This window comes from Pseudonocardia sp. DSM 110487 (assembly GCF_019468565.1).
Taxonomy (GTDB): domain Bacteria; phylum Actinomycetota; class Actinomycetes; order Mycobacteriales; family Pseudonocardiaceae; genus Pseudonocardia.
The window spans coordinates 6,528,934-6,554,284 of the sequence record NZ_CP080521.1 but is presented as its reverse complement, the minus strand read 5'-3'; the positions used below and the strand labels follow the sequence as shown (position 1 = coordinate 6,554,284).

Below are 25,351 nucleotides of genomic sequence, written 5' to 3'. Positions count from 1 at the left end.
GTGGAGTTCCCGGAATGATCTCCACCCCAGCGCAGAGCAGGTGCGGGTCCTGGCGGCGCCGTGCACCCAGAGGGCAGCCCCCCGGCCTGCCCGCGTAGTACTGGCCGTAGGCGCCGCAGAGACTCGCAGGTCAAGCGATCCGCAGCGATCCGCAGCGACGCGCAGCGCCCTTGACACCAACCACCAACCACCGAAAGGCACCAGCCACCTAGTCCACTTCAAGGGGCCGGGCCCGCTCCGCCCAGGCTCCCCAGCTGCCCGCGCCACGGGCGGGTTCGGTCCACGCCGGTTCGCTGGCGACGAGGCGGGTGCCGCCCGTGGTGAGCCACCGGTGCAGGAGCCGGACCTCCTCCACCGTGGCGCCGCGCAAGGGCCCGGCGCCGGGCAGGACGGTCTGCGCACCGAGCCGCAGCGCGTCGATCACCGGCATCGGGGCGACCCCGCGCCGGGCGACGCCCGCGGCGGCGAGCCGCCCGTACCGCACCACCGCGATCTCCCAGCCACGGCTGCCGTCCGGCCGGGCGCCGATCACCTCCGGCAGCGCGGCGAGCGCGGCCAGCCGCTGCGACCGCCCGAGCCCGACGATCAGCGCCGCCAGCTGGTCGCGCCTGCGCGCCGCGTTCTCGAACCGCTCCTTCCCCGCGAGCGCGTCGATCTCGGCGGCCACGGTGTGCAACGGCGCGTCGTCGCGGCCGTCGACCAGATCGGCCAGCGCGCGGACGGCGGGCGCGTACTCATCGGGTGTCTGCAGACCCGCGCAGGGCGCGGCGCAGCGACCCATCTCGTGCAGGGCGCACGGAGCGGCCGATGCACCCTTCGCCGGGATGCGCTGGGTGCACGGGCGCAGTGGCACGACGTCGAGCACGGTGTCGACGGCCGCGGCGGCCGCACGCCGGGACGGGAACGGCCCGAGTGCGCCGTCGCGGGGCGCGGTGACGACGGACAGCCGCGGGAACGCCTCGGCCGTCGGCGCCACCCACCACGTGTGGTTCGGGCGTTTGGAGCGACGGTTGTAGCGGGGGCGGTGCGCCGCGATGAGCCGCAGCTCCCGCACCGAGGCCTCGAGGGCGTGGGCGCACACGACGGTGTCGACGCGCTCGGCGATCGCCACCATGTCGCGCACGCGCCTGCGCCGCTCACCGGAGGTGAAGTAGCTGCGCACGCGGCGCTGCAGGTCGCCGCTGGTGCCGACGTACAGCACCTCGTCACGAGGGCCCCGGAACAGGTACACCCCTGGCGCCGACGGCACTCGCTCCGCGAGCACCCGCTTGCGCCGTTGCTGCTGGGTGGGCCGGTGCGGCGCGGACTCCTTCGCGAGTGCGAGCAGCTCCTCGAGGCTCTGGACGCCGAGGTTGCCGACGCGCTCCAGCAGGCGGTGCAGGACCTCGACCGTGGCGCGGGCATCGGCGAGTGCGCGGTGGTTGGGGCGCGTGGCAGTGCCGAAGAGCTCGGCGAGTGCGCCCAGCCGGACACTCGGCGCCTCGTCGGGGGTCAGGACGACCCTGGCCAGCCGCGCCGTGCACAGCACCGGCGGGCGGGGCCACACCTGACCGTGCCGCTCGCACGCCGCACGCAGGAACCCGGCGTCGAACGGGGCGTTGTGGGCCACCAGCACCGTGCCGCGCAGGAACTCCAGCACGGACGGGAGCACCTCCGGCAGCCGGGGCGCGCCCGCGATCATCGCGGACGTGATGCCGGTGAGCGCGACGATTCCCGGCGGCACGCCGGTGCCCGGGTCGACGAGCGTGGCGAGCTCGCCGAGCAACTCGCCGCCCCGCACCTTCACCGCGCCGACCTCGGTGATCGAGTCGTTCCCCGCCGACCCGCCCGTGGTCTCGAGGTCGAGAACGACGAACGTGACGTCGCGGAGCGGGGTGCCGAGCTCGTCGAACGTCAGCTGGGGGGAGCGGGCAGGCACGGGCGGGGACGCTAGCGACACGCTCCGACAGTTCTTCGGGGTCTCTCCGTACGGATTGTGACCGCGGCGTCACCGGTGAACTGGCCGGAACGCAGATAACCTGTAGCGATGTCCAGGTCCGACGGCACGGCCGGCCCGCCCGAGGAGGGCGCGGCCGCCCTGTCGCCAGGGCAGGTCGACTGGGCCAGGCTGCCGGAGGCGGTGCGCTCCCGGCTCGCCGATCTCGCCGCCACGGCCGTCGGCGCGATGCCGGCCGTGGACGTCCCCGTGCCGTTGCGGAGGCTGGCGCGGTTCACGCCCGCCAAGCGGGCCAAGCTCGGCGGCCCAGCGCTCACCGCCGAGCTGGAGGCGTCCGCGGCGTTCCGCACGGCCGTCGTGGCCTGGTGGGAGGAGCATCGCCCCGGCGAGCTCACCACTGCCGCGGACGACCCGCTCATGGCCGCCGCCGCGGCACTCCTGAACGACGACGAGAACGCGGGCGAGGCCGTGGCGGCGGCAGCACGCCGGGGCGAGGCGGGGGAGCTGCGTGCGGAGCGTGACGCCGCGCTCTCCCGCGTGGACAAGCTCACCGTCGAGCTCGAACGCCTGCGCGGCGAGCTCACCGAGGCCCGCGCCCAGGCCCGCACGGCCGGGCAGCAGCGCGACCACGAGTACCAGCAGCTGCGCCGCCGTGTCTCCGAGCAGGGGGCAACGCTGCGGGCAGCCCGAGACGCGCAGGCCGCCGCCGAGCGCGCGGCCGACGAGCTGCGCCAGCGGGCCGAACGCGAGCTCGCCGCCGCCGTCGCCGAGCGCGACCGCGAACGGGAACGCGCCGAGGCCGAGCGCAGGCGCGCCGACCGGGCCGCGGCCGAAGTGGCCGCCGCGCGGCAGGCCGCCCGGGAGGCACGCAAGGCCGACGAGGTGCGCCTCGCGCTCCTGATGGACACGCTCGGCGGCGCGCTCACCGGCCTGCGGCGCGAGCTCGCGCTCGGTGGTGGCGGGCCCCGTCCCGGCGATCTGGTCGCGGGCGCGCGCACCACGCGGGGTGGCACCGCGGTCGGCACCGTCGCCGAGCTGGACGCCCTGCTCGTCGTGCCGTCGCTGCACCTCGTCGTCGACGGCTACAACGTCAGCAAGACCGGCTATCCCGAGCTCCCACTCGCCGACCAGCGGTCCCGGCTCGTCGGGCAGCTCGGCGTACTCGCGGCGCGCACCGGGGTGGAGATCACCGTCGTGTTCGACGGCGCCGGAGTGATCACCGCGCCGCCGCGCGGATCTCGTGGCGTGCGGGTGCTCTTCAGCGACGCGGGCGTGCTGGCCGACGACGTCATCCGCGACCTCGTGGCGGCCGAGCCACAGGGCAGGCCCGTCGTGGTGGCCACGTCCGACCGAGCCGTCGTGGAGTCGGTCCGGCGCAGCGGCGCCCACGCCGTGCCTTCCGCGGTGCTGCTCACCCGGCTGGTGCGGGGATAGCCGACCCGCCCGCTGGTCGCGTAGCGGCGCGTTCCAAGGCCACCGGGCTTCTGCTCGGAGTGGAATTGTCGGAGGTCGCTCCTAACGTCGCGCGCATCGGACGGCGACCGGCTCGTCCGAACCGTCGAGGGAGCAGAGATGATCATCGACTGTGACGGTTGTGCCGTGCGCGGCGTGGCATGTGGCGAGTGCGTGATCGGCGTGCTGCTGGGTGCTCCGGCGCCGGCGGCCCCCGCGGATCATGACCCGGAAGCGCCGTCCGGCGCGCCGATCGTGCAGCTCGACGCACCGGAGCGGCGTGCGCTCGCTGTGCTGGCCGATCAAGGACTGGTGCCGAGATTGCGGTTGGTGGCCACCACACCGCGCCGAACGCCACGGGATGCGGGGAACGGGGGAGCCGTCCGTGACGCAGGGTGATCAGAACTCCACGTAAGCGGCATATTCGCTGCGCTGCGTGCATGCAGGTGACGTCATGCCGCGCGCCACGGCAAGTGACCCCCGGGTTGGACGTGCCCCGCGCTGCTCCGTAATCTCCGCGAGACCTTACGGCGCGTCAGCCATTCGACAGCGAGTGGCAACGTGAGGTCACCGCGCGATACCCCGATCGGCGCTCCCCCTTCCCCCGATCGGGTAATCACGCGGGGTCGCGAGAGGAGATTCGTCCGCGTGGAGTCGCGTCGACGCACCTCGTCGGGGCCTCGGAAGCCCTTCTTCCCGATCCTGCGACGCCTGCGTCGCCCCGGCCGGTCGGCCTCTTCGGTCGGGTCGGTCGGCCTGATCCTGATCATGTCGCTGCTGGTCGGCGCTTCCCCCGCCGCCGCACAGCAGGACCCGCCCGACAACGCGCAGGACGCCGCGCAGCGGCTCGAGCAGGTCAACCACGAGGCGGAGGCCCTCACCGAGGAGTGGCACGCCGCGAAGGACGCCCTCGCGGCGCGGCAGTCGGAACTCGGCACGCTGCAGGCCGCGGTCGACCCCGCCAAGGCGGCCCTCGAATCCGCGGTCCTGGACGAGGAACAGTTCCGCATCGAGATCGACAGCGTGGCGTTGTCCACGTTCGAGAGCGGCAACCTCGATCAGCTCAACGCCTTGCTCGCGAGCCGTTCGCCGCAGGAGTTCCTCGACCAGATGTCGGCCATCGAGACCCTCGCGTCCGAGTACCAGGACAAGCTCGACGAGCTGCTGGCGAAGGTCGACGACACCGCCCAGAAGCGGATCGAGGCCGACGCCGCCGTCTCGCGTGCGCAGGCGGCCGCCGACGAGGCGGCAAAGGCCGAGGAGGACGTCGAGAACCGCAAGCGCGACGCCGAGAAGCGGATCGACGAGGCCCAGCGCCTCCTCGACCGGCTCAGCCCGCAGCAGCGGCGCCAGCGCAACGGCCCCACGCTGACGGGGCCGAGCGTCATCGCGGGCTCCGGCGCCGGCGTGCAGGCGGCGAAGGCGGCCGTCGAGATGCTGGGCAAGCCCTACCGCTACGGCGCGGAAGGTCCCAGCTCGTTCGACTGCTCGGGTCTCACGTCGTGGGCGTTCCAGAAGGTCGGGATCACGCTGCCGCGGTCGAGCAGCCAGCAGGCTCGGGTGGGCGCTCCTGTGTCCCGCGACCAGCTCCAGCCCGGCGACCTGCTCTTCTTCTACCAGCCGGTGAGCCACGTGGGCATCTACGTCGGCAACAACATGATGATCAACGCTCCGCAGACCGGCGACGTCGTCAAGTACTCGGACATCTCCCGTCGTCCGCTCACGGGCGCGCGCCGCCTGTAGCGAGAAGACCTCGTCCGCTCCCCGGAACGGGCGGCGGCCGGCCGGGTGGACCGGCCGCCGCCCGATCGCCCGGTGCGAACGGATAGCGTCGCGCGGTGGCGCGCACGCTCCTCGTGACCAACGACTTCCCACCCCGCACCGGCGGAATCCAGACCTACCTGCACGCGTTCGCCGACCGTTTGCCCCGCGGGGAGCTCGCCGTCTACGCACCCGCGTGGCCGGGAGCAGCGGAGTTCGACGCGGCCTCGCCCGTCCCGGTGCACCGGCACGAGACGTCGCTCATGCTCCCCGTCCCCGCCGTGGCCGCCCGCGCCATCGCGCTGGCCCGCGAGCACGGCGCCACCACCGTCTGGTTCGGCGCGGCGGCGCCGCTCGCGCTGCTCGGCCCGCACCTGCGCCGGCGCGCGGGCGTCGAGCGCGTGGTCGGGAGTACACACGGTCACGAGGTCGGCTGGTCGATGCTGCCCGGCGGACGCCAGACGCTGCGCCGGATCGGAGCCGACGCCGACGTGCTCACCACGATCTCCCGCTACACCCGCTCCCGGGTCGCGGCCGCGTTCGGACCGCAGGCGGCACTGGAGGTGCTGCCCGCCGGGATCGACACCGAGCGGTTCCGGCCGGACCCGGCCGCGCGCGCGGAGCTGCGCAGGCGCTACCGCGTCGGCGACGCGCCGCTCGTGGTGTGCGTGTCGCGGCTGGTGGCGCGCAAGGGGCAGGACATGCTGATCCGCGCCATGCCGCTCGTGCGCGATCGCGTACCGGGAGCGCGGCTGCTCGTCGTCGGCGACGGTCCAGCCGCCGCGCGGCTGCGGCGGTTGGTCCGGGCCGCCGGGGTGGACGAGCACGTCGTGTTCGCCGGCGGCGTGCCCGCGGCCGACCTGCCGGCCCATCACGCGGTCGGCGACGTCTTCGCCATGCCGTGCCGCACCCGCGGCGGCGGCCTCGACGTCGAGGGTCTCGGCATCGTTCTCCTCGAAGCGGCGGCCGCCGGGCTCCCGGTCGTCGCGGGCGAGTCGGGCGGGGCGCCCGAGACGGTCCAGGAGGGGCGCACCGGCCACGTCGTCGACGGGCGCGACGTGACGGCCGTCGCGTCCGCGGTGGCGCGCCTGCTCGCCGACCCGGACCGCGCGCGGGCGATGGGGGCCGCCGGCCGGGCGTGGATGCGGAAGGAATGGGCATGGCCCGCGCGGGTGGCTCGGCTGCGTGCCCTGCTGAGAGGTGACCGCGCATTGCTCGACCGTTAGCCGATCCCATGTTTCCTGCGGTGCCATCGGGAGAAGCCCCTGCACGTGAGTGCGCGGACCTTCATCGATCTGTGGCCCGTCGTCCGTCAGCTCGCCGGGCGTGATCGGCTGGGCCGGGGCGCGGCCGCGAAATCCGCCCGGAGCCGGAGCCTGACCGCCCGTACCGAGACGGCCGACCGGATGGTGAAATCGGTCTGCCCGTACTGCGCCGTCGGCTGTGGCCAGCAGGTCTACGTCGAAGGCGATCGGGTCACGCAGATCGAGGGCGACCCCGACTCCCCGATCTCCCGGGGCCGCCTGTGCCCGAAGGGGTCTGCCAGCCATCAGCTGGTCACCGCGCCGACCCGGCAGACGAAGGTCCGCTACCGCAGGCCGGGCGGCACGGAGTGGGAGGACCTCGACCTCGACGCGGCCATGGACATGATCGCCGACCGGGTGATCGAGACGCGGCGGCGGACGTGGGAGGACAGGGACGAGAAGGGCCGGGTCCTGAACCGGACGCTGGGCTTCGCCAGCCTCGGCGGCGCGACACTGGACAACGAAGAGAACTACCTGATGAAGAAGCTCTACACCGCCCTCGGCGCTGTGGAGATCGAGAACCAGGCCCGTATTTGACACTCCTCCACCGTCCCCGGTCTGGGGACCAGCTTCGGCCGCGGTGGCGCCACCACGTTCCAGCAGGACCTGCAGAACGCCGACTGCATCCTGATCCAGGGCTCGAACATGGCCGAGTGCCACCCGGTGGGGTTCCAGTGGGTGATGGAGGCGAAGGCGCGCGGCGCGACCATCCTGCACGTCGACCCCCGGTTCAGCCGGACGAGCGCCCTCGCGGACGTCCATGTCCCGCTGCGCGCCGGCACCGACATCGCGTTCCTCGGCGGGCTGATCCACTACGTGCTGGAGCACGACAGGTGGTTCCGCGACTACGTCGTCCACTACACGAACGCGCCCATGATCCTGCGGGAGGACTTCCGCGACACCGAGGACCTCGACGGGCTGTTCTCGGGCTTCGACGCCGAGGGACGCCACTACGACCAGTCGACGTGGCAGTACGAGGGCGCTGAGGTCGCGGCGGCAGCCGGGCTGCGCGACCAGTGGGCGACAATGCAGCGCGACGCCCCCGGCGGTGACGCGCACGGGGAGCGGATGAGGGATTCGTCGTCGACCGAGACGGCAGGCTCCGGTGGTGGGACGTTCCACGGCATGCCGCATCGGGACGACACCCTGCAGCACCCGCGCTGCGTGTTCCAGCTGCTCAAGCGGCATTTCGCCCGGTACACACCGGCGACGGTCGCCGACATCTGCGGCATCTCGGAGCGGGAGTTCCTCCGCATCGCGGAGATCGTCACCCGCAACTCGGGGCCCGACCGGACCACGGCGATCGCCTATGCCGTCGGCTGGACCCACCACACCGTCGGCGTGCAGTACATCCGGACGGCCTCGATCCTGCAGCTGCTGCTGGGCAACATCGGCCGTCCCGGTGGAGGGATCCTCGCGCTGCGTGGGCACGCGTCGATCCAGGGGTCGACCGACATCCCGACGCTGTTCAACATCCTGCCGGGGTACCTGCCGATGCCCCACGCCCACGAGCACCTGGACCTGCGGGAGTACATCTCGTCGGGCGCCGGGAGCACGGGGTTCTGGGGGAACCTGGACACCTACATCGTCAGCTTGTTGAAGGCGTGGTGGGGCGAGGCGGCGACCGCGGAGAACGACTTCTGTTTCGGCTATCTGCCCCGGCTGACCAGCGGGCACTCCAACTACGACACCGTGGTCAAGCAGGCCGACGGCGGAGCAGAGGGCTACTTCCTGGTGGGGGAGAACCCCGCGGTGGGCACGGCGAACTCGCGGATGAACCGGATCGGGCTGGCCAACCTGAAGTGGCTCGTGGTGCGCGACCTGTACATGGTCGAGAGCGCGACGTTCTGGAAGGACGGTCCGGAGATCGAGTCGGGCGAGCTCACGACGGAGGACATCGGCACCGAGGTGTTCTTCCTGCCCGCCGCCGCGCACGTGGAGAAGGACGGCACGTTCACCAACACCCAGCGGCTGCTGCAGTGGCACCACAAGGCCGTCGAGCCGCGGGGCGACCAGCGCAGCGAGCTGTGGTTCTACTACCACCTCGGCCGGAGGATCCGGGAGAAGCTCGCGGCCGAAGACCGCGGGACACCCGCACCCGGGGAAGCCGAGCGGGACCGGGCCGTCCTCGACCTGACGTGGGACTACCCGACGATCGGCCCTCACGCTGAGCCGGACGCCGAGGCGGTGCTCGCCGAGATCAACGGCTGGGACGGTGACGGCGCGCCGCTGTCGGCCTTCACCGCGCTGAAGGCCGACGGCTCCACCCGCTGCGGCTGCTGGATCTACTGCGGCGCGTTCGCCGACGGGGTCAACCAGACCGCACGCCGCAGACCCGGCGGGGAGCAGAACTGGGTGGCGCCGGAGTGGGGCTGGGCGTGGCCCGCCAACCGCCGCCTGCTCTACAACCGTGCGTCCGCCGACCCGGACGGGAGACCGTGGAGCGAGCGCAAGGCCTACGTCTGGTGGGACGCCGACCAGGAGAAGTGGGTGGGCCACGACGTCCCCGACTTCGAGGCCACCAAACGTCCCGACTACCAGCCACCCGAGGGTGCCGAGCGGCAGGACGCGCTCGCCGGCACCGACCCGTTCATCATGCAGGCCGACGGCCGCGGCTGGCTCTACGTGCCGGCAGGGCTCGCCGACGGCCCGCTGCCCGCCCACTACGAGCCCGCAGAGTCGCCGGTCGGGAACCCGCTCTACGGACAGCAGGCGAACCCGGCCCGGCGGGTGTTCCCGCACCGGCTCAACCGGTACGCCCCGAGCGACGGCACCCCGGGAGCGGACGTCTTCCCGTACGTGTTCACCACCTACCGGCTCACCGAGCACCACACCGCGGGCGGGATGAGCCGGTGGCTGCCGTACCTGTCCGAGCTGCAGCCGGAGATGTTCTGTGAGGTCTCCCCGGCGCTCGCGGCCGAGCGGGGCCTCGAGCACATGGGCTGGGCGACGATCGTGAGCGCGCGCGCGGCGATCGAGGCGCGGGTGCTCGTCACCGAGCGAATGCGGCCTCTCCGGGTGGGTGGGCGCACGATCCACCAGATCGGCCTGCCCTACCACTGGGGACCGAACGGGATCTCGACCGGCGACGCGGCGAACGAGCTGCTGCCGATCATCCTCGACCCGAACGTGCACATCCAGCCCACGAAGGCGGACACCTGCGACATCCGCCCCGGACGGCGTCCGCGCGGCCCTGCGCGCCTCGCGTTGGTCGAGACCTACCAGCGGCGGGCCGGCATCACCGAGCGCACCGGGATGGCTGCGACCACAACGGACGCGACCACAAGAGACGCGACGACGGACGGAGGGCGACGTGGGTGAATACACCCTCGACCAGCGGCTGGCCGCCCCGCTGGCCGATCCGGCCGCCGAGGCCGGGTACGACGCCGAGCACCCACAGCGGGTCGGCTTCTTCACCGACACCTCGGTCTGCATCGGCTGCAAGGCCTGCGAGGTGGCCTGCAAGGAGTGGAACCTGGTCCCGGAGGACGGCCTGGACCTGACCGGGATGTCCTACGACAACTCGGCGGGCCTGGGTGCCTCGACGTGGCGGCACGTCGCGTTCGTCGAGCAGACTCGGCCACGATCAGACGCGGTCGACCTCGGGATGCCGTCCGTGCCGCAGGGCGCCCTGGAAACCGACCGCGAGATGCAGTGGCTGATGGCCTCGGACGTGTGCAAGCACTGCACGCACGCGGCGTGCCTCGACGTCTGCCCGACCGGCTCGCTGTTCCGCACCGAGTTCGGCACCGTCGTCGTGCAGGAGGACATCTGCAACGGCTGCGGCTACTGCGTCCCTGCCTGCCCCTACGGCGTGATCGACATCCGGCCAGGGGACGGCAGGGCGTGGAAGTGCACGCTCTGCTACGACCGGCTCGGCGCCGGCATGGAGCCCGCCTGCGCCAAGGCGTGCCCGACCGACTCGATCCAGTTCGGCCCGCTCGACGAGCTACGCGAGCGGGCCGCGGAGCGGGTGGATGTGCTCCACAAGGCCGGCGTCGCCGAGGCGCGCCTCTACGGCCACGACCCGGCCGACGGGGTCGGCGGCGACGGCGCGTTCTTCCTGCTCCTCGACGAACCGGAGGTCTACGGCCTGCCACCGGATCCGGTGGTGACCACGCGCGACCTGCCGGCGATGTGGAAGCGCGCCGCGCTCGCGGCCGCCGGTGCGGTGGCCGCGATCGTCGCGGCGTTCGCCGGGGTGCGGCGATGACCCGGTCCTACTACGGCAAGCCCGTACTCAACCGGCCCACCTGGAAGAACCCGGATGTGCCCGCCTACCTCTTCTGCGGGGGAACGGCCGGGGCGTCCGCCGTGATCGCCGAACTCGCCGCGGCCACGGGGCGTCCGGCCTTGACGCGGGTCGCGCGGCTCGGCGCGGCGGGCGGAGCACTGGCCGGGGCCGGGCTGCTGGTCCACGACCTCGGCCGGCCCGCCCGGTTCCTCAACATGCTCCGGATGTTCAAGGTCACCTCGCCGCTGTCGGTGGGCTCGTGGATCCTGGCGCCCTTCTCGGGGCTGACCGCGCTCGCCGCCGCGTCGGAGCTGAGCGGTGTCGCCCCCCGGCTGGGTCGCGCCGCGGGTGTGGGCGCCGCCGCGCTGGGCGGGCCGATGACCACCTACACGGCCGTGCTGATCAGCAACACCGCGGTGCCCGCATGGCACGAGGCGCACCGCGACCTGCCGATCGTGTTCGCATCGAGCGCCGTCGCCGCGGGCGGCGCGCTCGGGCTGGCCGGGGTGGGAGCCGACGAGAACGGGCCGGTCGCGCGGCTGGCGGTGATCGGTGCAGCCGCCGAGCTGGCGGCCAGCGAGGTGATGGAGCGCAGGCTGGGCCAGCTCGGCGCCAGGTACACGACCGGCCGCGCCGGTCGCTGGAGGCAGGCGGCCCGCGTTCTCACCGCCGCCGGCGCTGTCGGCGCCCTGGTCGGGCGGCGCCGTCGTCCGATTGCCGTGGTGTCCGGGCTCGCAGTTCTCGCCGGTTCGCTCGCCACCCGGTTCGCGGTGTTCCACGCCGGTCTGGCCTCTGCTGCCGACCCCGCCGACACCGTCGTTCCGCAGCGCCACCGGCTCGACGACCGGGAGCGGGCCGAGGTCGAGGCCTGAGTGAGATGGGCGGCGGAGGCCGGGGCCACGCTCGTGGGCTTCCTGTGCGGGCCGACGATGAACGTCTACGCTCGGGCCGACCGCATCGAGCGCGAAGGTCGGTAGCGGTCGACCCTCGCGTCGCGAGGGAGGCGTCAGGGTGCCTGGTGGCCCCCGCGGTCTTCAAAACCGACGTGGCCGAGTAGCTCGGTCAGGCGGGTTCGATTCCCGTCCGCCTCCGCCAACGGCAGTCGATCTGCCTGCCGGTTCGGGGACACTAGTGGTGTGTCTCGGAGGGTTGACCCGGTAATCGGCTCGACCAGGTGATCGGCCAAGGCTGCGTGACAAGCGGCTAGACGGGGAAGTTCACGCCGGTGAGGTTCTCGGAGACGGCCCACAGGCGTTGCTGGGCGGTCACGTCGTAGGACGCCGGGCTGGACGCGACGACCTGTGGGTGGCCTCGGTGTCCGCCCCTCCCGTCCGGGCCGTAGTACTGGCCGCCGAGGACGGCGGGGTCGGTGGCCGCCCGCAGTGTCGGTAGTGCCCCCATGTCCGGCTTCTGGCTCATCAGGGGCGCGATCACGGGACCGATCACCCGCAGGGCTGCGGGGGAGTTGCGCACGAGATCGGTGTCGGCCAGACCCGGGTGGGCGGCCGCGGCGATCGTGGTGCCGTGCGGCATGAGCCGGCGCTGCAACTCGTAGGTGAACATCAGGTTCGCCAGCTTCGACTGCCCGTAGGCCGCGACCCGGCTGTAGGACCGCGCCCACTGCAGATCGTCGAAGTGGATCGCAGCCCGGATGTTGTGGGCGACGCTGCTGACCGTCACCACTCGCGAGTCCGGAACGGGCAGCAGCAGGTCCAGCACCAGGCCGGTGAACGCGAAGTGGCCGAGGTGGTTGGTGCCGAACTGCAGCTCGAACCCGTCCCGCGTCGTCTGCCGGGGCGGGTACATCACCCCGGCGTTGTTGATCAACAAGTCGATCCCCGGGTGCGTCCCGTGCAGGTCGGCCGCGGCGGCGCGGATCGACTCCAGCGACGTCAGGTCCAGCTCCTGCACGCTGACGTCGCCGATCATGCGGGCGGCCGCCTGCTTGCCCTTCTCGACGTCCCGCACGGCCAGTACCACCGTCGCCCCGTGGTCCGCCAGTGCTCGTGCGGTCTCGAAGCCCAGGCCGGTGTTGGCGCCGGTCACGATCGCCACGCGGCCCCTCTGGTCGGGGATTTCGCGCTCAGTCCAGCTCATGCCGCACTCCTTATAGACCATCGTTCTCTTATGGCTTCGACAGTAAGAGACCGGTGGGCTGTTGTCAAGGGACCGCCGGTCTGTAAGCTGTGGCGCATGACGTTCCAGCGAGCGCGCAGTGAGGAGCAGCGCGAGATCCGGCGCCGGACGATCCTGGATACGGCGGCGGCGATGCTCGACGAGATGCCGGTGGCGGACGTGACCCTCAACGAGCTGAGCCGGCGGGTCGGCCTGGCCAAGTCGAACGTGCTGCGCTACTTCGAGTCCCGTGAAGCGGTGTTGTTCGAACTGCTGGAGCGCGCCCTGGCGAGGTGGCTGGCGGAGGTGTCGGACGAGCTGGCCGCGGGTGTCGAGCCGCGCCTGTCAGCACGGGAGCGCGGCGACCAGGTGGCCGCGGTGCTCAGCGCGTCGCTCGCACGCCAGACGGTGTTGTGCGATCTCATCAACGCACAGACCGGTGTGCTGGAACACAACGTGTCCGTCGAGGCTGTCGTGCGGCACAAGCGGTCCGCCGTCGCCGCCATCGCGACCATGAGCGACCTCATCCGCCGGCACGTGCCGGAACTCGGCGACGGCGCCCGGACGGTGTCCCTGATGACGTTGATCCTGGCCGGTGCCCTGTCGACCTACTGCGAACCCTCCGCCGGCGCGCTCGCCGCCTACGAGGTCGACCCCACCTTGGTCGAACTCCGCCTGGACCTGCGCGCCACCCTGGAGAGTGCCGTCGCCACGCTGATCGCGGGCACACTGGCGCGGTTGTAGTGGCTTGTCACGCAGCGTGGCCGATCACCTGGTCGAGCCGATTACCGGGTCAACCCTCTGAGGCACACCACTAGAACGGCGGGTCCTCCTCGGTGTCGGGTTCCGGTGGGGGTGGTGGGGCTGGGTTGCGGCCTTCGCGCCACAGGATGCGCAGCTGGTGTGGGTTTCCCGGCTCGGTATCGGGGTCCTGGCGTTGGTCGGTCCCGTCCCGTGGTGGGTCCGGGTCGGGTAGGTCGGGCCGGATCGGTTCGCCGCGGGTGCGGTAGGTGCGGCCGAGTGGGGAGATCCACACGAAGTGTCCCGGTTCGGGCTGGGTGAGTGTCCAGCCGCGGTCTTTGTCGGGGTGGTGGCGCCAGCAGCCGGGTCCGATGTTGGCCTGCACGGTGTGCCCGCCGTGGGCGTGGTCGATGGTGTGGTCGAGTTGGGAGCGCCGTGCCGGGCGGTCGCAGCCGGGTCCGACGCAGCTGCGGTCGCGGATCCGGACGTGGTCGGCCAGGGCGCCGCGGGCGAACCGGGCCCGCGGATCCTTGCCGAGTTCGCGCCACATGCGGTGGCGGTCGGCCCACCGGTCGGCGATCTCGGCGATCACTCCGGTCCAGTCCCTGGTGAGGTCGGGGTCGGCGGCGAAGCGGCGCAGCTCGGCCAGGGTGAGGTGCAGCTCGACCACCCCGCCGCGTACCCGGTCCGGCGGGCCTTGACCGGGCGGCTTGTCGCGGGGCCTGCGGCGTAGTGGTCCGGCCAGTAGTAGGTAGCCGTGGGTGTCGAGGATGGCGAAGTGCCACCGCGCGCCGCGGCGTTGCCGGGTGGCCACGGTGCGGGCGGTCTGGGCGTCGATCGGGCCCAGGCCGGGGATCTCGGCGGGGCGCTGGTCGCAGCCCAGCATTGTGGCCAGTCCGACCCGCAGTTCAATTCCTTGGCGGATGCCGATCCGCTCGCCGCGCCAGCGGTCCTCACCGGTGCCGGCTGGTCTCGCCGCGGTCGGGGACGGGCCGGACCCTGTCGCGCCTGCCGCTGTCGCGCCTGCCACTGTCGGGCTGGCCGGCTCGTCGCCGGTGGACCCTTCGCCGGTCGGGCCCTCGCCGGTCGGGCTCTCATCGGCCCGGTTCCGACCGCCCGACTCTGCGCGGCCCGGCTCTGCGCCGCTCGACGCTGCGCCGGTCGGCTCCCACCCCGCGCCGGCCTTGGCGTCGGCAGCCTCGCTGCCGCGTTCCGGGTCGCTGGTGTCCCCGATGCCGGCATCGGTGTCGTCGCGGTCGTCGGGCCGGCGGCTGGTGAGCAGCCGGTCGAGGATCTGCGCCTCGGTGAGCCCGTGGAACGCCCCGTCCAGCATGCCCAGGTACAGATCGGCGGTGATCTGGCCCAGCCGCCCGGGGTGTCCGGCCCGTTTCGCCGCCTCGGCCAGCCGATCCAGGCGGGCGGCCGCGGCCGCCGCCTCGTCCGGCGGGAGGCCTTCCCCGGACAGGGTGGCGGTGCCGTCCCCGTTCAGGAACAGCACCACCCCGCGTTCACGCAGCCCGCGCCGGTAGCGGCGGCGGTGGTAGTCGGGGTCGATGGCCTGGATCGCGGCCAACAACCGCCGGGACAGCTGGCGGGCGGTCCACCGGGGGGCCAGCGGCACGAAGTGTTCGCACAGCCGCCGGATCTGGGCCGGGGTGAGTTCCCTGCGGGCCGGGTCCAGGTGATCGCAGAACACCTTCGCCTTGCCCCGGTCGATCAGGCCCTGTTCCAGGGCGGCGTACACCGGCGGCAGGCCCCGCAATGTCAGGGCGAAGCCCAGTTCGCGGTCGGCGGTGGTGGGGGTCCAGGTCAGCGCGGCGGCGATCTCGTGGGAGGCCCACTCGAAGTCCTCGTCGGTCCGGGAGACCGCCGCGTCGGGCAGTCCGGTGACCGGGGTGGCGCGGGCGATCTCGGCCATGCCGGCGAACAGGCACGCCTGGTCGTGGGCCAGCTGCCGAGACCGGGCCTGCAGGACCTCGACCAGCCGCGCGTTCGGCACCTGATTCCACGGCAGGTCGGCGAGCAGGGTGGCCAGCCGGGGACCGGGCGGTAGGTCCACCGCCTGGTCGATCAGCTCCGCCACTCCCGGCATGATTCGAACATACGATCGACCCCCGACACTTCCGGCTGGCCTGGGCCCGGTCCACCCGCGACCACCCGAACGGCCCAGCAGTCAGGGCTGAACCAGAATCCGTCCTCGGCCCGGAGCCACACGCCCGATCACCGCCGCCTCGACCCCCTGCTCGCGCAGCTCGGCCACCGCCGCCGCGGCCTTCTCGGGCTCGGCGCCGAAGAGCAACCCGCCGGAGGTCTGGGCGTCGGCGAGCAGCATGACGTCGGTCTCGCCGATGCCGGGCGCGACGTCGAGCACCTCCGCCACCCACTCCCGGTTGCGCCGGGTGCCACCCGGCACGAACCCGGCCTCGGCCTGCTCGCGAGCCCCCGGCAGCAGCGGCACGGCGCCCATCTCGACGACCGCGTCCACCCCGGACGCCGCAGCCATCTTGCGCAGGTGGCCGAGCAGCCCGAACCCGGTGACGTCCGTGCACCCAGCCGCGCCCGCGGCGAGCGCGGCCGCCGCGGCGGCGTCGTTCGGCATGCACATCGTGGCGACGGCGGCGTCGAGCAGCGCGTCGGGCGCGGTACCGGCCTTGACCGCCGTGGTCGCGATCCCGATGCCCAGCGGCTTGGTGAGCACGAGCGCGTCGCCAGGGCGCAGGCCGGTGTTGGTGAGGATCCGGTCCGGATGCACCTCGCCGACGACCGCGAGCCCGTACTTCGGCTCCGGGTCGTCGATCGAGTGGCCACCGACCACGGCGAACCCGCACTCGCGGCCGACGTCCGCCCCACCAGCGAGTACCTCGCCGAGCATCTCGGCCGGCAGCACCTCGGACGGCCAGGCCACGATGTTCAGCGCGAACAGCGGGCGCCCGCCCATGGCGTAGACGTCGGAGACGGCGTTGGTCGCGGCGATGCGGCCCCACGTGCGCGGATCGTCGACGACCGGGGTGAAGAAGTCCGTGGTGGCGACGAGCGCACGGTCGGCGTCGAGCCGCCAGACCGCCGCGTCGTCTCCTGACTCCGTGCCGACGAGGAGGTCCGGATGGGTGGTGGGGGTGACGGTCGCGAGGATCTCCGCGAGCCGACCGGGTCCGATCTTGCATCCGCAGCCGGCCCCGTGGCTGAACCGGGTGAGCCGGACGGGGTCCGCCTGCCGCGTCACCGCGTCCACCTCACTGCGTCCACCATGCGTGGATCGTAGGCTCGGACCGTGCTCAGCGACCCGCGCCGTCGAGTGCCCCGCACGGACGCGGTGCTCGCCGATCCCCGGATCGCCGCGGCCGCCGTCCGGCTGGGCCGGCAGCTCGTGAAGCAGGCCGTGTCGGCGGCGCAGCAGCGGGTCCGGGAGGGGGCCCTGCCTCCGGATGACGTCGTCGGCGCCGCCCTCGACGCGTTGCCGCCCGCCGCCACCACACTGCGGCCGGTGCTCAACGCCACCGGGGTCGTGCTGCACACCAACCTCGGCCGCGCCCCGCTCGGCGAGGCCGCGCGCGAAGCCCTTGCCGTCGCCGCCGGTACCTGTGACGTCGAGCTGGATCTGGCCACCGGATCCCGCGGCCGCCGCGGCGCCGGTGTGATCGACGCCCTGCTCGCCGCCGTTCCGGGCGCCCGCGCTGCGCACGTCGTCAACAACGGGGCGGCCGCCCTCGCGCTCGTCGCGGCGACGTTCGCCGCCGGCCGGGAGATCGTCGTCTCGCGGGGCGAGCTCGTCGAGATCGGCGACGGGTTCCGGATCCCGGACCTGATCGAGTCGACCGGGGCGCGGCTGCGCGAGGTCGGCACGACGAACCGCACCCATCTCGCCGACTACGAGCGCGTGATCGGGTCGGACACCGCGTTCGTGCTCAAGGTGCATCCCTCGAACTTCACCCTCACCGGCTTCACCAGCGCGGTGGCGCCCGCCGAGCTGGCCGGCCTCGGTGTTCCCGTCGTCGTCGACATCGGGTCGGGCCTACTCGCCCCGCACCCGCTCCTGCCCGACGAACCCGACGCCGCCGGCATGCTCGCCGCGGGGGCCGCCCTGGTGACGGCGTCTGGCGACAAGCTGCTCGGCGGTCCGCAGGCGGGGTTGATCCTCGGTGACTCCGAGCTGGTGGAGCGCGTCCGCCGGTTCCCGCTCGCCCGCGCGATGCGGGTGGACAAGCTGACGCTCGCCGCGCTGGAGGCGACGCTGCGCGGGCCGGTACCGCCCGTACGGGCCGCCCTCGACACTCCGGTCGCCGAGCTGCGCGCCAGGGCGGAGGCGCTCGTCACCCGGTTGCCGGGGATGGACGTGCGGGTCGTCGACTCCGACGCCACGGTCGGTGGCGGAGGCGCGCCCGGCGTCGTCATCCCCAGCGTCGCGCTGTCGCTGCCCGAGCCTTTCGCGGCGGCCCTGCGCGCCGGCGTGCCCGCCGTGCTCGGGCGCCTCGACGGCGGTCGCTGCCTGCTCGACCTGCGCGCGCTGGCCCCCGCCGACGACGACACCCTCGCCGAATGCGTACGGGCGGCCCGACCGTGACCAGTCGCGTGGTGGCCACGGCAGGGCACGTCGACCACGGCAAGTCGACGCTGGTCCGCGCCCTGACCGGCATGGAGCCCGACCGGCTTGCCGAGGAGCGGCGCCGGGGGCTCACGATCGATCTGGGGTTCGCATGGACCCGCCTGCCGTCGGGCACCGACCTCGCCTTCGTCGACGTGCCGGGGCACGAGCGGTTCGTGACGACGATGCTCGCCGGGGCAGGCCCCGTACCGGCGGCGCTCGTCGTGGTCGCCGCCGACGAGGGGTGGATGCCGCAGTCGGCCGAGCACCTCGACGCGCTGGACGCACTCGGGGTCGAGCACGGCCTGCTCGTGATCACGCGGTGCGATCTGCTCGATCCGGAGCCGGCTCGGGAGGACGCGCTCGCCGAGCTCGCCCGCTCGTCGCTCGGCGTGCCCGGCGTGGTGGAGGTCTGCGCGCCCCGCGGCGAGGGCCTCGACGCACTGCGCGCCGCCCTCGACCACCTTGTCACCGGGGTCTCCGAGCCCGATCCGCGTGCCGACGTGCGGCTGTGGGTCGATCGCGCGTTCAGCATCCGGGGTGCGGGCACGGTCGTCACGGGCACGCTCGGCGCGGGCACGATCCGCGTGGACGACGAGTTGGAGCTGGCCGGTCGTCGGGTGCACGTCCGAGGGCTGCAGAGCCTCGGCCGACCGGTCGAGGAAGCGCGCGGGGTGGCGCGGATCGCGGTGAACCTGCGCGGAGTCCCGCGCGAGGCGGCCAGCCGTGGCGACGCGCTGCTCACCCCGGGTACATGGCTCGCGCCCGCCGAGTTCGACGCGGCCCTGCGCGGAGTTCGCGGCACGGAACCGGGCTCGCTGCCGCGTGAGGTGATGCTGCACGTCGGCTCGGCGGCGGTCGCGGTGCACGTCCGTCCGCTGGCCCCGGGGTTCGCCCGGCTGCGGCCCGAACGCCGGCTGCCGCTGCGGATCGGGGACCGGGCGGTGCTGCGGGACCCGGGCCGCCGGGCCGTCGTGGCCGGCGTCGAGGTGCTCGACGTGCTTCCGCCCGCGCTGCGCCGTCGCGGGGCGGCGGCGCGCCGGGCCGCCGAGCTCGCAGAGCCCGACGTGGGCACCGCGGCCGGTGAGCTGCGTCGCCGCGGCATCGTCCGGATCGCGGATCTTGCGGCGATGGGTGTGGCCCGTGCCGAGGTGGACGCGGTCGTCGCCGACGGATGGCTGGTCGCGCCTGGGCGCGCGAACGAGGCGGTCGACGCGCTCGCCGCCGCGGTCCGCGCTCACGACGCCGCCGAGCCCCTCGACCCCGGACTCACCATGGAGGCCGCCCGGCGCGCCGCGGACCTGCCCACGCCGGGGCTGGTCGCCGCCGTGCTCACCGCCGCGGGCACCAGGACCCTCCAGCTGCGCGACGGCCGCGTCCACCTGGGCGGCGCCCGCGGGCTCCCAGAGCCGGTCCGCGCAGCGCTGGAGAAGCTGCGCGCCGACCTCACCGCGAACCCGTTCCGCGCCCCGGAGGCCGACCGGCTCGCCGAGCTCGGCCTCGGCCCGCGCGAGCTGGCCGCGCTGGTCCGGGCGGGCGAGCTGGTCGCGATCGCGGACGGCGTCGTGTTGTTGCCGGACGCGCCAGACCGGGCGGTGGACCTGCTCCGCGGGGCCGGGCCGACGTTCACGCTCAGCGAGGCCCGCCGGGCACTCGGTACCACCCGCCGGGTCGCGGTGCCGCTGCTGGAGCACCTCGCGCGCACCGGCCGTACACAGCGGACGGACGAGCTCACCCACCGGGTTCGCTGAACCGCCCGATTGCCTGGAAAACAGCCGGGTACTCCTGCGCTGGTCCGATCGTTTCCGCCGGCCACACCGTCGGCCGGGCGATCGGGACGAGGAGGAAACGTGATTGTTCTCGGCGTGATCCTGTTGGTACTGGGCTGGCTGCTCGGGATCCAGCTACTGACCTACCTCGGTGGGATCCTGCTGATCGTCGGAGTCGTCCTGATGCTGCTGGGCAGCACCGGCCGCGCCGTCGGTCCCCGCAGTCACTATTTCTGACCCCAGGTCAGGCAGGGGCCTTCGCCCCGCTGTAGATGCTCGCGATGTCGGTGGCGAACGTCTTGGCCACGACCGCGCGCTTGACCTTCATGGTGGGCGTCATCTCACCGCCCGCCTCCGTGAAGTCCACCGGGAGGATGCGGAACTCGCGGATCTGCTCCGCCCGTGACACGGCCTTGTTGGCGTCCTCGACCGCGTGTGCGATCTCGCCGCGCAGGTCGGGGTCGTCGACGAGGTCGGTGATGGGCGTGCCGACGGGCTTGCCGGCGCGCTCGAGCCAGCCGGGCAGGGCCTCCGCGTCGATCGTGACGAGCGCGCCGATGAACGGCTGCCCGTCGCCGACGACCATGCACTGGCTGATCAGCGGGTGGGCGCGCAGCCGGTCCTCCAGTACGGCCGGGGCGACGTTCTTGCCCCCGGCCGTGACGATGAGCTCCTTCTTCCGGCCGGTGATCCGCAGGAAGCCGGCGTCGTCGAGCTCGCCGATGTCGCCGGTGTGGAACCAGCCGTCCTCGAGCGCCTCGGCGGTGGCGGCCTCGTTCTTCCAGTACCTGCGGAAGATGATCGGGCCCTTGAGCAGCACCTCGCCGTCGTCGGCGATCCGGACGGATTGGGCAGGCAGCGGCCGCCCGACGGTGCCGATGCGCTGGGCGCCGAGCGCGTTGAGCGTGACGCCCGCTGTGGTCTCGGTGAGCCCGTAGCCCTCGAGGACCGGCAGGCCGATGCCGCGGAAGAAGTGCCCGAGGCGCTCGCCGAGCGGGGCCGCACCGGACACCGCGGCCACCACCTTCCCGCCGACGACCGCCCGCAGCTTGCCGTAGACCAGCCGGTCGAAGAGCGCGTGCTGGAGGCGGAGGGCGAGGCCGGGTCCGCCGGTGTCCTTGGCGCGGCTCCAGGCGATGGCGGTGTCGGCGGCCATGTCGAAGATCCGGCCCTTGCCGCTGTCGTGGGCGCGCTGGCGCGCGCTGTTGAACACCTTCTCGAACACGCGTGGCGCGGAGAGGAGGAACGTCGGCTGGAACGAGGCGAGGTCGGGCAGGAGCTGCCGCACGTCGGGCGTGTGCCCCACGACCGTGCGCGTGTAGAGGGCGCCGCACTGGATGACCTTGCCGAACACGTGCGCGAGCGGCAGGAACAGCAGCACCGAGCCGCGGTCGGACAGCAGCTCCGGCAGCATGCTGACGGCGCCTTTGACCTCGCTGACCAGGTTGCGGTGGGTCAGCTCGCAGCCCTTGGGGCGGCCGGTGGTGCCCGAGGTGTAGATCAGGGTGGCGAGGTCGTCGGCGCTCACGCCTGCGCTGCGGGCCCGCACCTCGTCGGCGGGGGTGTCCGCGCCCAGCGCCACGAGCGCGTCGACGGCACCCGGCCCGCCGTCGGACGGCTCGATCTGCCAGACGTTCCGCACGCCCGGGCACTCGGCACGCACGCTCTCGACCAGCCTGGTGTGCTTGCCGGACTCGACGATCGCGGCGACCGCATCGGAGTCGGACAGGATCCAGCGGATCTGATCGGCAGACGACGTCTCGTAGATCGGCACGGTGGCCGCGCCCGTCGCGAGGATCGCGTAGTCGATCAGGGTCCACTCGTAGCGGGTGCGTGAGAGGAGCGCAACGCGGTCGCCGGGGCGTACGCCGGCGGCGATCAGGCCGCGGGCCACCGCCACGACCTCGTCGGCGAACTGCGCGCCTGTGACGTCCGACCACTCGCCAGGGGTGTCCTGGCGCCGGTACACGACCACCGACCCGTGCTCGTCGGCGTTCGCGTAAACCACGTCGAGGAGGTTCTCCTCGTCACCCACGCGGAACGTGGCTGGAACGCTGTACTCGCGCACGGTGTCCTCCTGGCCGGCACTGGCTCCCGTTTCCCGAAACCTACCTCGGAGTAGGCGTGGTCGGCAGGACCTGTTCATTAGGCTCGCGCCGTGGCGTCGGTGGATGTGGTGGACGAGACGTTCCTCGCGGTGCCGCCCTCGGTGGTGGCGGCGGAGTTCGCATTGCCCTCCCGGTGGCAGCGGTTGTGGCCCGACCTGGAGCTGGAGGTCATGACCGACCGCGGCGTGCAGGGCATGCGGTGGACGGTGCGCGGCGCGCTCGTCGGGAGCATGGAGGTGTGGCTCGAGCCGGTGCTCGACGGCACTCTCCTGCACTACTACCTGCGTGCCGACCCGCAGGGCCCGGACGGGCTGCCGCGTCCGGCGCCGCCGCGGCGCGCGGCCGCCGAGGTGGGCAGGCGCCAGCGCGCCGCCAAGGCCATCGCGTTCGCGTGCAAGGAGCGGCTCGAAGCGGGCCGGGAGCCGGGGGAGCCGCCGCCCCGGTAGCGTTGATCCCATGCGGGTGCACGTGGTCTCCGACGTGCACGGCGCCTCCGACGCCCTCGCACGGGCGGGTGACGGGGCAGACGCGCTCGTCGTCCTCGGCGATCTCATCGACTACGTCGACTACCGCGACCCGGCGGGCGGCATCCTCGGGCGCGTGCTCGGCCCCGAGGTGAGCACCGAGTTCGGCCGCCTCCGCACGGCCGGTGAGCGCGACGCGTTGATCCGCTTCGTCCGGGACGCGTGGGCGCGGGTGCCCGACGCGCCCGCCGTCGTGGAGGACGCCGTGCGGGAGCAGTACGACCGGCTCTTCGGTGCGCTCACCGCGCCGACCTACGCGATCCCCGGCAACGTCGACATGCCCCGGCTGTGGCCGCGCTACGCCGGTCCTGGGCTCACGCTCGCCGACGGCCAGGTGCTGGAGATCGGCGACCTGCGGTTCGGGTTCGTCGGCGGCGTGCCGCTGCCACCGGGCGTCGAGCCGCGCGCGGGTGGCCCCTGGACGCCGCACCTGCTGCGGACAGCGGAGTTCACCGCGGCCGTCAAGGCCTTGGCCCGCGTCGACGTGCTGTGCAGCCACGTGCCGCCGGCCATTGCGGAGCTCGCGTTCGACGTCGTCACGCGCCGGGCCGAGGCGTCATCGCCGGCGCTGCTGGACGTCGTGCACCGGGACCGGCCACGCGCGGCGTTCTTCGGGCACGTCCACCAGCCGCTCGCGCCGCGGGTGCGCGTGGGACGCACCGAATGCGTCAACGTCGGCCACTTCCGCGCCACCGGCACTCCATACGTGCTCCGCTGGTGAACCCCCCGGTAACGTGCCCGCCATGGCCGACGCTACGACCTCCTCGATCACCATCGCCGCGCCGCCGGAGCGCGTGATGGCCGTGATCGCCGACTTCCCCGCCTATCCCGATTGGGCCTCGCAGGTGAAGAGCGTGGAGGTGCTCAGCAGCGGCGACGACGGGCGCGCCGAGCGGGTCCGGTTCACGATGGACGCCGGCCCGATCAAGGACTCCTACACCCTCGACTACCACTGGGCGCCCGACGGCCGTTCGGTGAGCTGGACGCTGGTGAAGGGGCAGATCCAGAAGGCGCAGAACGGCTCGTACACCCTGGCAGGCACGGAGGGGGAGACCACCGTGACCTACTCGCTCGCCGTCGACCTGAACATCCCGATGATCGGCATGCTGCGCCGCAAGGCGGAGAAGGTGATCATCGATACGGCGCTCAAGGGGCTGAAGCGGCGGGTCGAGAGCGCCCCGTGACGGCCCCGGCCTGATCCCGCGATTACCCTTCCCGGTCGTGCGCGTCGTCCTGTTCACCGGCAAGGGAGGCGTCGGCAAGACCACCCTCGCCGCGGCCACCGCCGCCCACCTCGCGCGCTCCGGCCGCAAGGTGCTGGCGGTCTCCACCGACCCCGCGCACTCGCTCGGGGACGCGTTCGAATCCGAGCTGGGCGGAGAGCCCACGGAGCTCGACCCCGGCCTCTACGCCGCGCACGTCGACACGCGGACGCTGCTTGACGGCGCATGGGCCCGGCTCCAGGACCACCTCGGCACGCTGATGGCAGGCGCGGGCGTCGACGAGCTGATGGCCGACGAGCTCACGGTGCTGCCCGGTGTCGAGGACCTGCTCGCACTGGGGGAGGTGCGCCGCCTCGCCGAGAGCGGGCTGTGGGAGGTCGTGGTCGTCGACTGCGGGCCCACCGCGGAGACGCTGCGGCTGCTCGGCCTGCCCGAAGCGCTCTCGACGTACCTCGAGCGGCTGTTCCCGCCCCACCGCAGGGCCGTCCGTGGCCTGATCAGCGGGCTCGCCGCCGGCCGCGACGCGCAGCCGGCATGGGACCGCGCGATCGGCGCGCTGGACGCACTCGCCGAGCAGTTGCACGGGCTGCGCCGGCTGCTCGCCGACCAGGACACGACGTCGATCCGGCTCGTGCTCACCCCGGAGCGGGTGGTGGCCGCGGAGACCCGCCGCACCCTCACCGCGCTGGCGCTGCACGGCCTGCGGGTGGACGGGCTGGTCGCCAACCGGATCGTGCCCGAGGCGCCGTCGTCGCTGCGCGGGCCCGCGGGCCGCTGGCTGCGCGATCGGTACGCCGAGCAGACCGCGGTGCTCGCCGAGCTCGAGGCGCTGCCGATGCCGCTGCAGGTGGCCGAGCACACCGCCGCCGAACCGACAGGGCTGGCCGCGCTGCGCGAACTCGCCGTCGGCCTCTACGGCGCCGACGACCCGGTCGCCCCGGCGGTCACCCCGGCCGCGCCGCTGCTGCAGGTGAACCGGACAGCCGGCAGCGGGACATCGCTCGATTCGGCGTTCGAGCTGGTCCTGCGGCTGCCCGGCGTCGCCAGCGGGCCGGTGGACCTCGTCCGGCTCGACGACGACCTCGCCGTCACCACCGGCGGCACGCGCCGCATGATCGCGCTGCCGTCCGTGCTGCGCCGCTGCACGGTCACGAGCGCCCACGTCGCGGGCGACGACCTGTGTGTCGCCTTCGTCCCCGACCCCGCGGTCTGGCTCCGGTGACCGCGGCCGACGGCTGCGGCGGCCACGAGGGCATCGGGGAGGACCTGCGGGTGCTCGCCATGGCCGCGCTCGACCGGATCGACCCCGTGCTCGACCGGCTGCGCACAGCGGGCGGGGAACCCGTGAGCGACGCACCCGACACGTGTGCCTCCTGCCCGATCTGCGCCGTCATCGCCGCGCTGCGCGGGGAACGCCCCGAACTCGCGGTGCGGCTGGCCGAGCACGCCGCGGGGCTCGTGGCCGTGCTGCGGACGGCCCTCGAAGAAGGCGCCCCCGCTCCCGCGGCAGCCGACGCTGCCGAGCGGCCGCCCTCGCGCCGAGTGCAGCGGATCAGGGTCGAACGGCAATCCTCATGACGGCAATTCGCACGACGGCGGCCG

Annotated in this window: 20 protein-coding genes and 1 tRNA gene; 16 read left to right on the top strand and 5 right to left on the bottom strand. The window is 73.4% G+C overall.

From position 1 onward, the window contains the following. Window positions 1-208 precede the first annotated feature (208 nt). Window positions 209-1,918: a DEDD exonuclease domain-containing protein gene (locus K1T35_RS30550; protein WP_220255253.1), complete on the bottom strand. Its 1,710-nt coding sequence runs from the start codon at window positions 1,916-1,918 to the stop codon at window positions 209-211. A gap of 108 nt (window positions 1,919-2,026) precedes the next feature. Between K1T35_RS30550 and K1T35_RS30545 the strand changes: the two genes are divergently transcribed. From K1T35_RS30545 to K1T35_RS30515, 7 genes are all read left to right on the top strand, one after another. Then, on the top strand, window positions 2,027-3,370 hold the full coding sequence (locus tag K1T35_RS30545; protein WP_220255252.1) for an NYN domain-containing protein: 1,344 nt from the start codon (window positions 2,027-2,029) through the stop codon (window positions 3,368-3,370). A 666-nt stretch (window positions 3,371-4,036) separates the two neighbouring features. Beyond that, window positions 4,037-5,131: an NlpC/P60 family protein gene (locus K1T35_RS30540; protein WP_220255251.1), complete on the top strand. Its 1,095-nt coding sequence runs from the start codon at window positions 4,037-4,039 to the stop codon at window positions 5,129-5,131. A gap of 95 nt (window positions 5,132-5,226) precedes the next feature. Continuing rightward, window positions 5,227-6,375, top strand: coding sequence for a glycosyltransferase family 4 protein (locus K1T35_RS30535; protein ID WP_220255250.1), 1,149 nt, complete (start codon window positions 5,227-5,229; stop codon window positions 6,373-6,375). Between the two features lie 45 nt (window positions 6,376-6,420). Beyond that, the gene (fdh, locus tag K1T35_RS30530) at window positions 6,421-9,774 is read left to right on the top strand and encodes a formate dehydrogenase (protein ID WP_220255249.1); all 3,354 of its coding nucleotides are present in this window, start codon (window positions 6,421-6,423) and stop codon (window positions 9,772-9,774) included. Further along, a complete protein-coding gene (locus K1T35_RS30525) occupies window positions 9,767-10,666 on the top strand; it encodes a 4Fe-4S dicluster domain-containing protein (protein WP_370645163.1) in 900 nt (299 codons plus the stop codon). Before fdh ends, K1T35_RS30525 begins: the two co-directional genes overlap by 8 nt. Continuing rightward, the gene (gene nrfD, locus K1T35_RS30520) at window positions 10,663-11,559 is read left to right on the top strand and encodes an NrfD/PsrC family molybdoenzyme membrane anchor subunit (protein ID WP_220255248.1); all 897 of its coding nucleotides are present in this window, start codon (window positions 10,663-10,665) and stop codon (window positions 11,557-11,559) included. The genes K1T35_RS30525 and nrfD overlap by 4 nt, the downstream gene beginning before the upstream one ends. Window positions 11,560-11,686: 127 nt before the next feature. Then, window positions 11,687-11,782, top strand: a tRNA-Sec gene (locus K1T35_RS30515). A 108-nt stretch (window positions 11,783-11,890) separates the two neighbouring features. Here K1T35_RS30515 and K1T35_RS30510 read toward each other — a convergent pair. After that, window positions 11,891-12,784: an SDR family NAD(P)-dependent oxidoreductase gene (locus K1T35_RS30510; protein ID WP_220255247.1), complete on the bottom strand. Its 894-nt coding sequence runs from the start codon at window positions 12,782-12,784 to the stop codon at window positions 11,891-11,893. A gap of 96 nt (window positions 12,785-12,880) precedes the next feature. Between K1T35_RS30510 and K1T35_RS30505 the strand changes: the two genes are divergently transcribed. Next, window positions 12,881-13,546, top strand: a complete 666-nt coding sequence (locus tag K1T35_RS30505) for a TetR/AcrR family transcriptional regulator (protein WP_220255246.1) — start codon at window positions 12,881-12,883, stop codon at window positions 13,544-13,546. Between the two features lie 70 nt (window positions 13,547-13,616). Here the strand turns inward: K1T35_RS30505 and K1T35_RS30500 are convergent, their stop codons facing one another. Then, on the bottom strand, window positions 13,617-15,635 hold the full coding sequence (locus K1T35_RS30500; protein WP_220255245.1) for an HNH endonuclease signature motif containing protein: 2,019 nt from the start codon (window positions 15,633-15,635) through the stop codon (window positions 13,617-13,619). A gap of 81 nt (window positions 15,636-15,716) precedes the next feature. Next, window positions 15,717-16,766 carry a selenide, water dikinase SelD gene (selD, locus tag K1T35_RS30495; RefSeq protein ID WP_220255244.1) on the bottom strand — a complete coding sequence of 350 codons (1,050 nt, stop codon included), beginning with the start codon at window positions 16,764-16,766 and terminating at the stop codon, window positions 15,717-15,719. A gap of 48 nt (window positions 16,767-16,814) precedes the next feature. Between selD and selA the strand changes: the two genes are divergently transcribed. The 3 genes from selA (at window position 16,815) to K1T35_RS30480 (ending at window position 20,131) form a co-directional block, all read left to right on the top strand. Continuing rightward, complete coding sequence (selA, locus tag K1T35_RS30490; RefSeq protein ID WP_255620913.1) at window positions 16,815-18,104, top strand: L-seryl-tRNA(Sec) selenium transferase; 1,290 nt, start codon at window positions 16,815-16,817, stop codon at window positions 18,102-18,104. Continuing rightward, complete coding sequence (gene selB / locus K1T35_RS30485) at window positions 18,080-19,876, top strand: selenocysteine-specific translation elongation factor (RefSeq protein ID WP_220255243.1); 1,797 nt, start codon at window positions 18,080-18,082, stop codon at window positions 19,874-19,876. Before selA ends, selB begins: the two co-directional genes overlap by 25 nt. A 99-nt stretch (window positions 19,877-19,975) precedes the next feature. After that, the gene (locus K1T35_RS30480) at window positions 19,976-20,131 is read left to right on the top strand and encodes a DUF6131 family protein (RefSeq protein ID WP_220255242.1); all 156 of its coding nucleotides are present in this window, start codon (window positions 19,976-19,978) and stop codon (window positions 20,129-20,131) included. A 7-nt stretch (window positions 20,132-20,138) separates the two neighbouring features. Here K1T35_RS30480 and K1T35_RS30475 read toward each other — a convergent pair whose 3' ends face one another. Beyond that, the gene (locus K1T35_RS30475; protein ID WP_220255241.1) at window positions 20,139-21,962 is read right to left on the bottom strand and encodes a long-chain fatty acid--CoA ligase; all 1,824 of its coding nucleotides are present in this window, start codon (window positions 21,960-21,962) and stop codon (window positions 20,139-20,141) included. A gap of 90 nt (window positions 21,963-22,052) precedes the next feature. Here K1T35_RS30475 and K1T35_RS30470 point away from each other — a divergent pair, with 90 nt between their 5' ends. The 5 genes from K1T35_RS30470 to K1T35_RS30450 are packed head-to-tail and all read left to right on the top strand — an operon-like array spanning window position 22,053 to window position 25,327. Further along, window positions 22,053-22,448 carry a polyketide cyclase / dehydrase and lipid transport gene (locus tag K1T35_RS30470; RefSeq protein WP_220255240.1) on the top strand — a complete coding sequence of 132 codons (396 nt, stop codon included), beginning with the start codon at window positions 22,053-22,055 and terminating at the stop codon, window positions 22,446-22,448. Between the two features lie 10 nt (window positions 22,449-22,458). Beyond that, window positions 22,459-23,247 (top strand): metallophosphoesterase, encoded by a 789-nt coding sequence (locus tag K1T35_RS30465; protein WP_220255239.1) that lies wholly within the window; start codon window positions 22,459-22,461, stop codon window positions 23,245-23,247. A 22-nt stretch (window positions 23,248-23,269) separates the two neighbouring features. Then, window positions 23,270-23,710 carry an SRPBCC family protein gene (locus K1T35_RS30460; protein ID WP_220255238.1) on the top strand — a complete coding sequence of 147 codons (441 nt, stop codon included), beginning with the start codon at window positions 23,270-23,272 and terminating at the stop codon, window positions 23,708-23,710. A gap of 37 nt (window positions 23,711-23,747) precedes the next feature. After that, window positions 23,748-24,971 (top strand): ArsA family ATPase, encoded by a 1,224-nt coding sequence (locus K1T35_RS30455; RefSeq protein ID WP_220255237.1) that lies wholly within the window; start codon window positions 23,748-23,750, stop codon window positions 24,969-24,971. Beyond that, window positions 24,968-25,327, top strand: coding sequence for a hypothetical protein (locus K1T35_RS30450; RefSeq protein ID WP_220255236.1), 360 nt, complete (start codon window positions 24,968-24,970; stop codon window positions 25,325-25,327). The genes K1T35_RS30455 and K1T35_RS30450 overlap by 4 nt, the downstream gene beginning before the upstream one ends. Window positions 25,328-25,351 lie beyond the last annotated feature (24 nt).

Excerpts from the sequence above, each read along its gene's own strand:
- K1T35_RS30545 (WP_220255252.1), top strand. The coding sequence starts at position 2,027 with ATGTCCAGGTCCGACGGCACGGCCGGCCCGCCCGAGGAGGGCGCGGCC.
- nrfD (WP_220255248.1), top strand. The coding sequence starts at position 10,663 with ATGACCCGGTCCTACTACGGCAAGCCCGTACTCAACCGGCCCACCTGG.
- K1T35_RS30510 (WP_220255247.1), bottom strand. The coding sequence starts at position 12,784 with ATGAGCTGGACTGAGCGCGAAATCCCCGACCAGAGGGGCCGCGTGGCG.
- K1T35_RS30505 (WP_220255246.1), top strand. The coding sequence starts at position 12,881 with ATGACGTTCCAGCGAGCGCGCAGTGAGGAGCAGCGCGAGATCCGGCGC.
- K1T35_RS30500 (WP_220255245.1), bottom strand. The coding sequence starts at position 15,635 with ATGCCGGGAGTGGCGGAGCTGATCGACCAGGCGGTGGACCTACCGCCC.
- selB (WP_220255243.1), top strand. The coding sequence starts at position 18,080 with ATGCGTACGGGCGGCCCGACCGTGACCAGTCGCGTGGTGGCCACGGCA.
- K1T35_RS30465 (WP_220255239.1), top strand. The coding sequence starts at position 22,459 with ATGCGGGTGCACGTGGTCTCCGACGTGCACGGCGCCTCCGACGCCCTC.
- K1T35_RS30460 (WP_220255238.1), top strand. The coding sequence starts at position 23,270 with ATGGCCGACGCTACGACCTCCTCGATCACCATCGCCGCGCCGCCGGAG.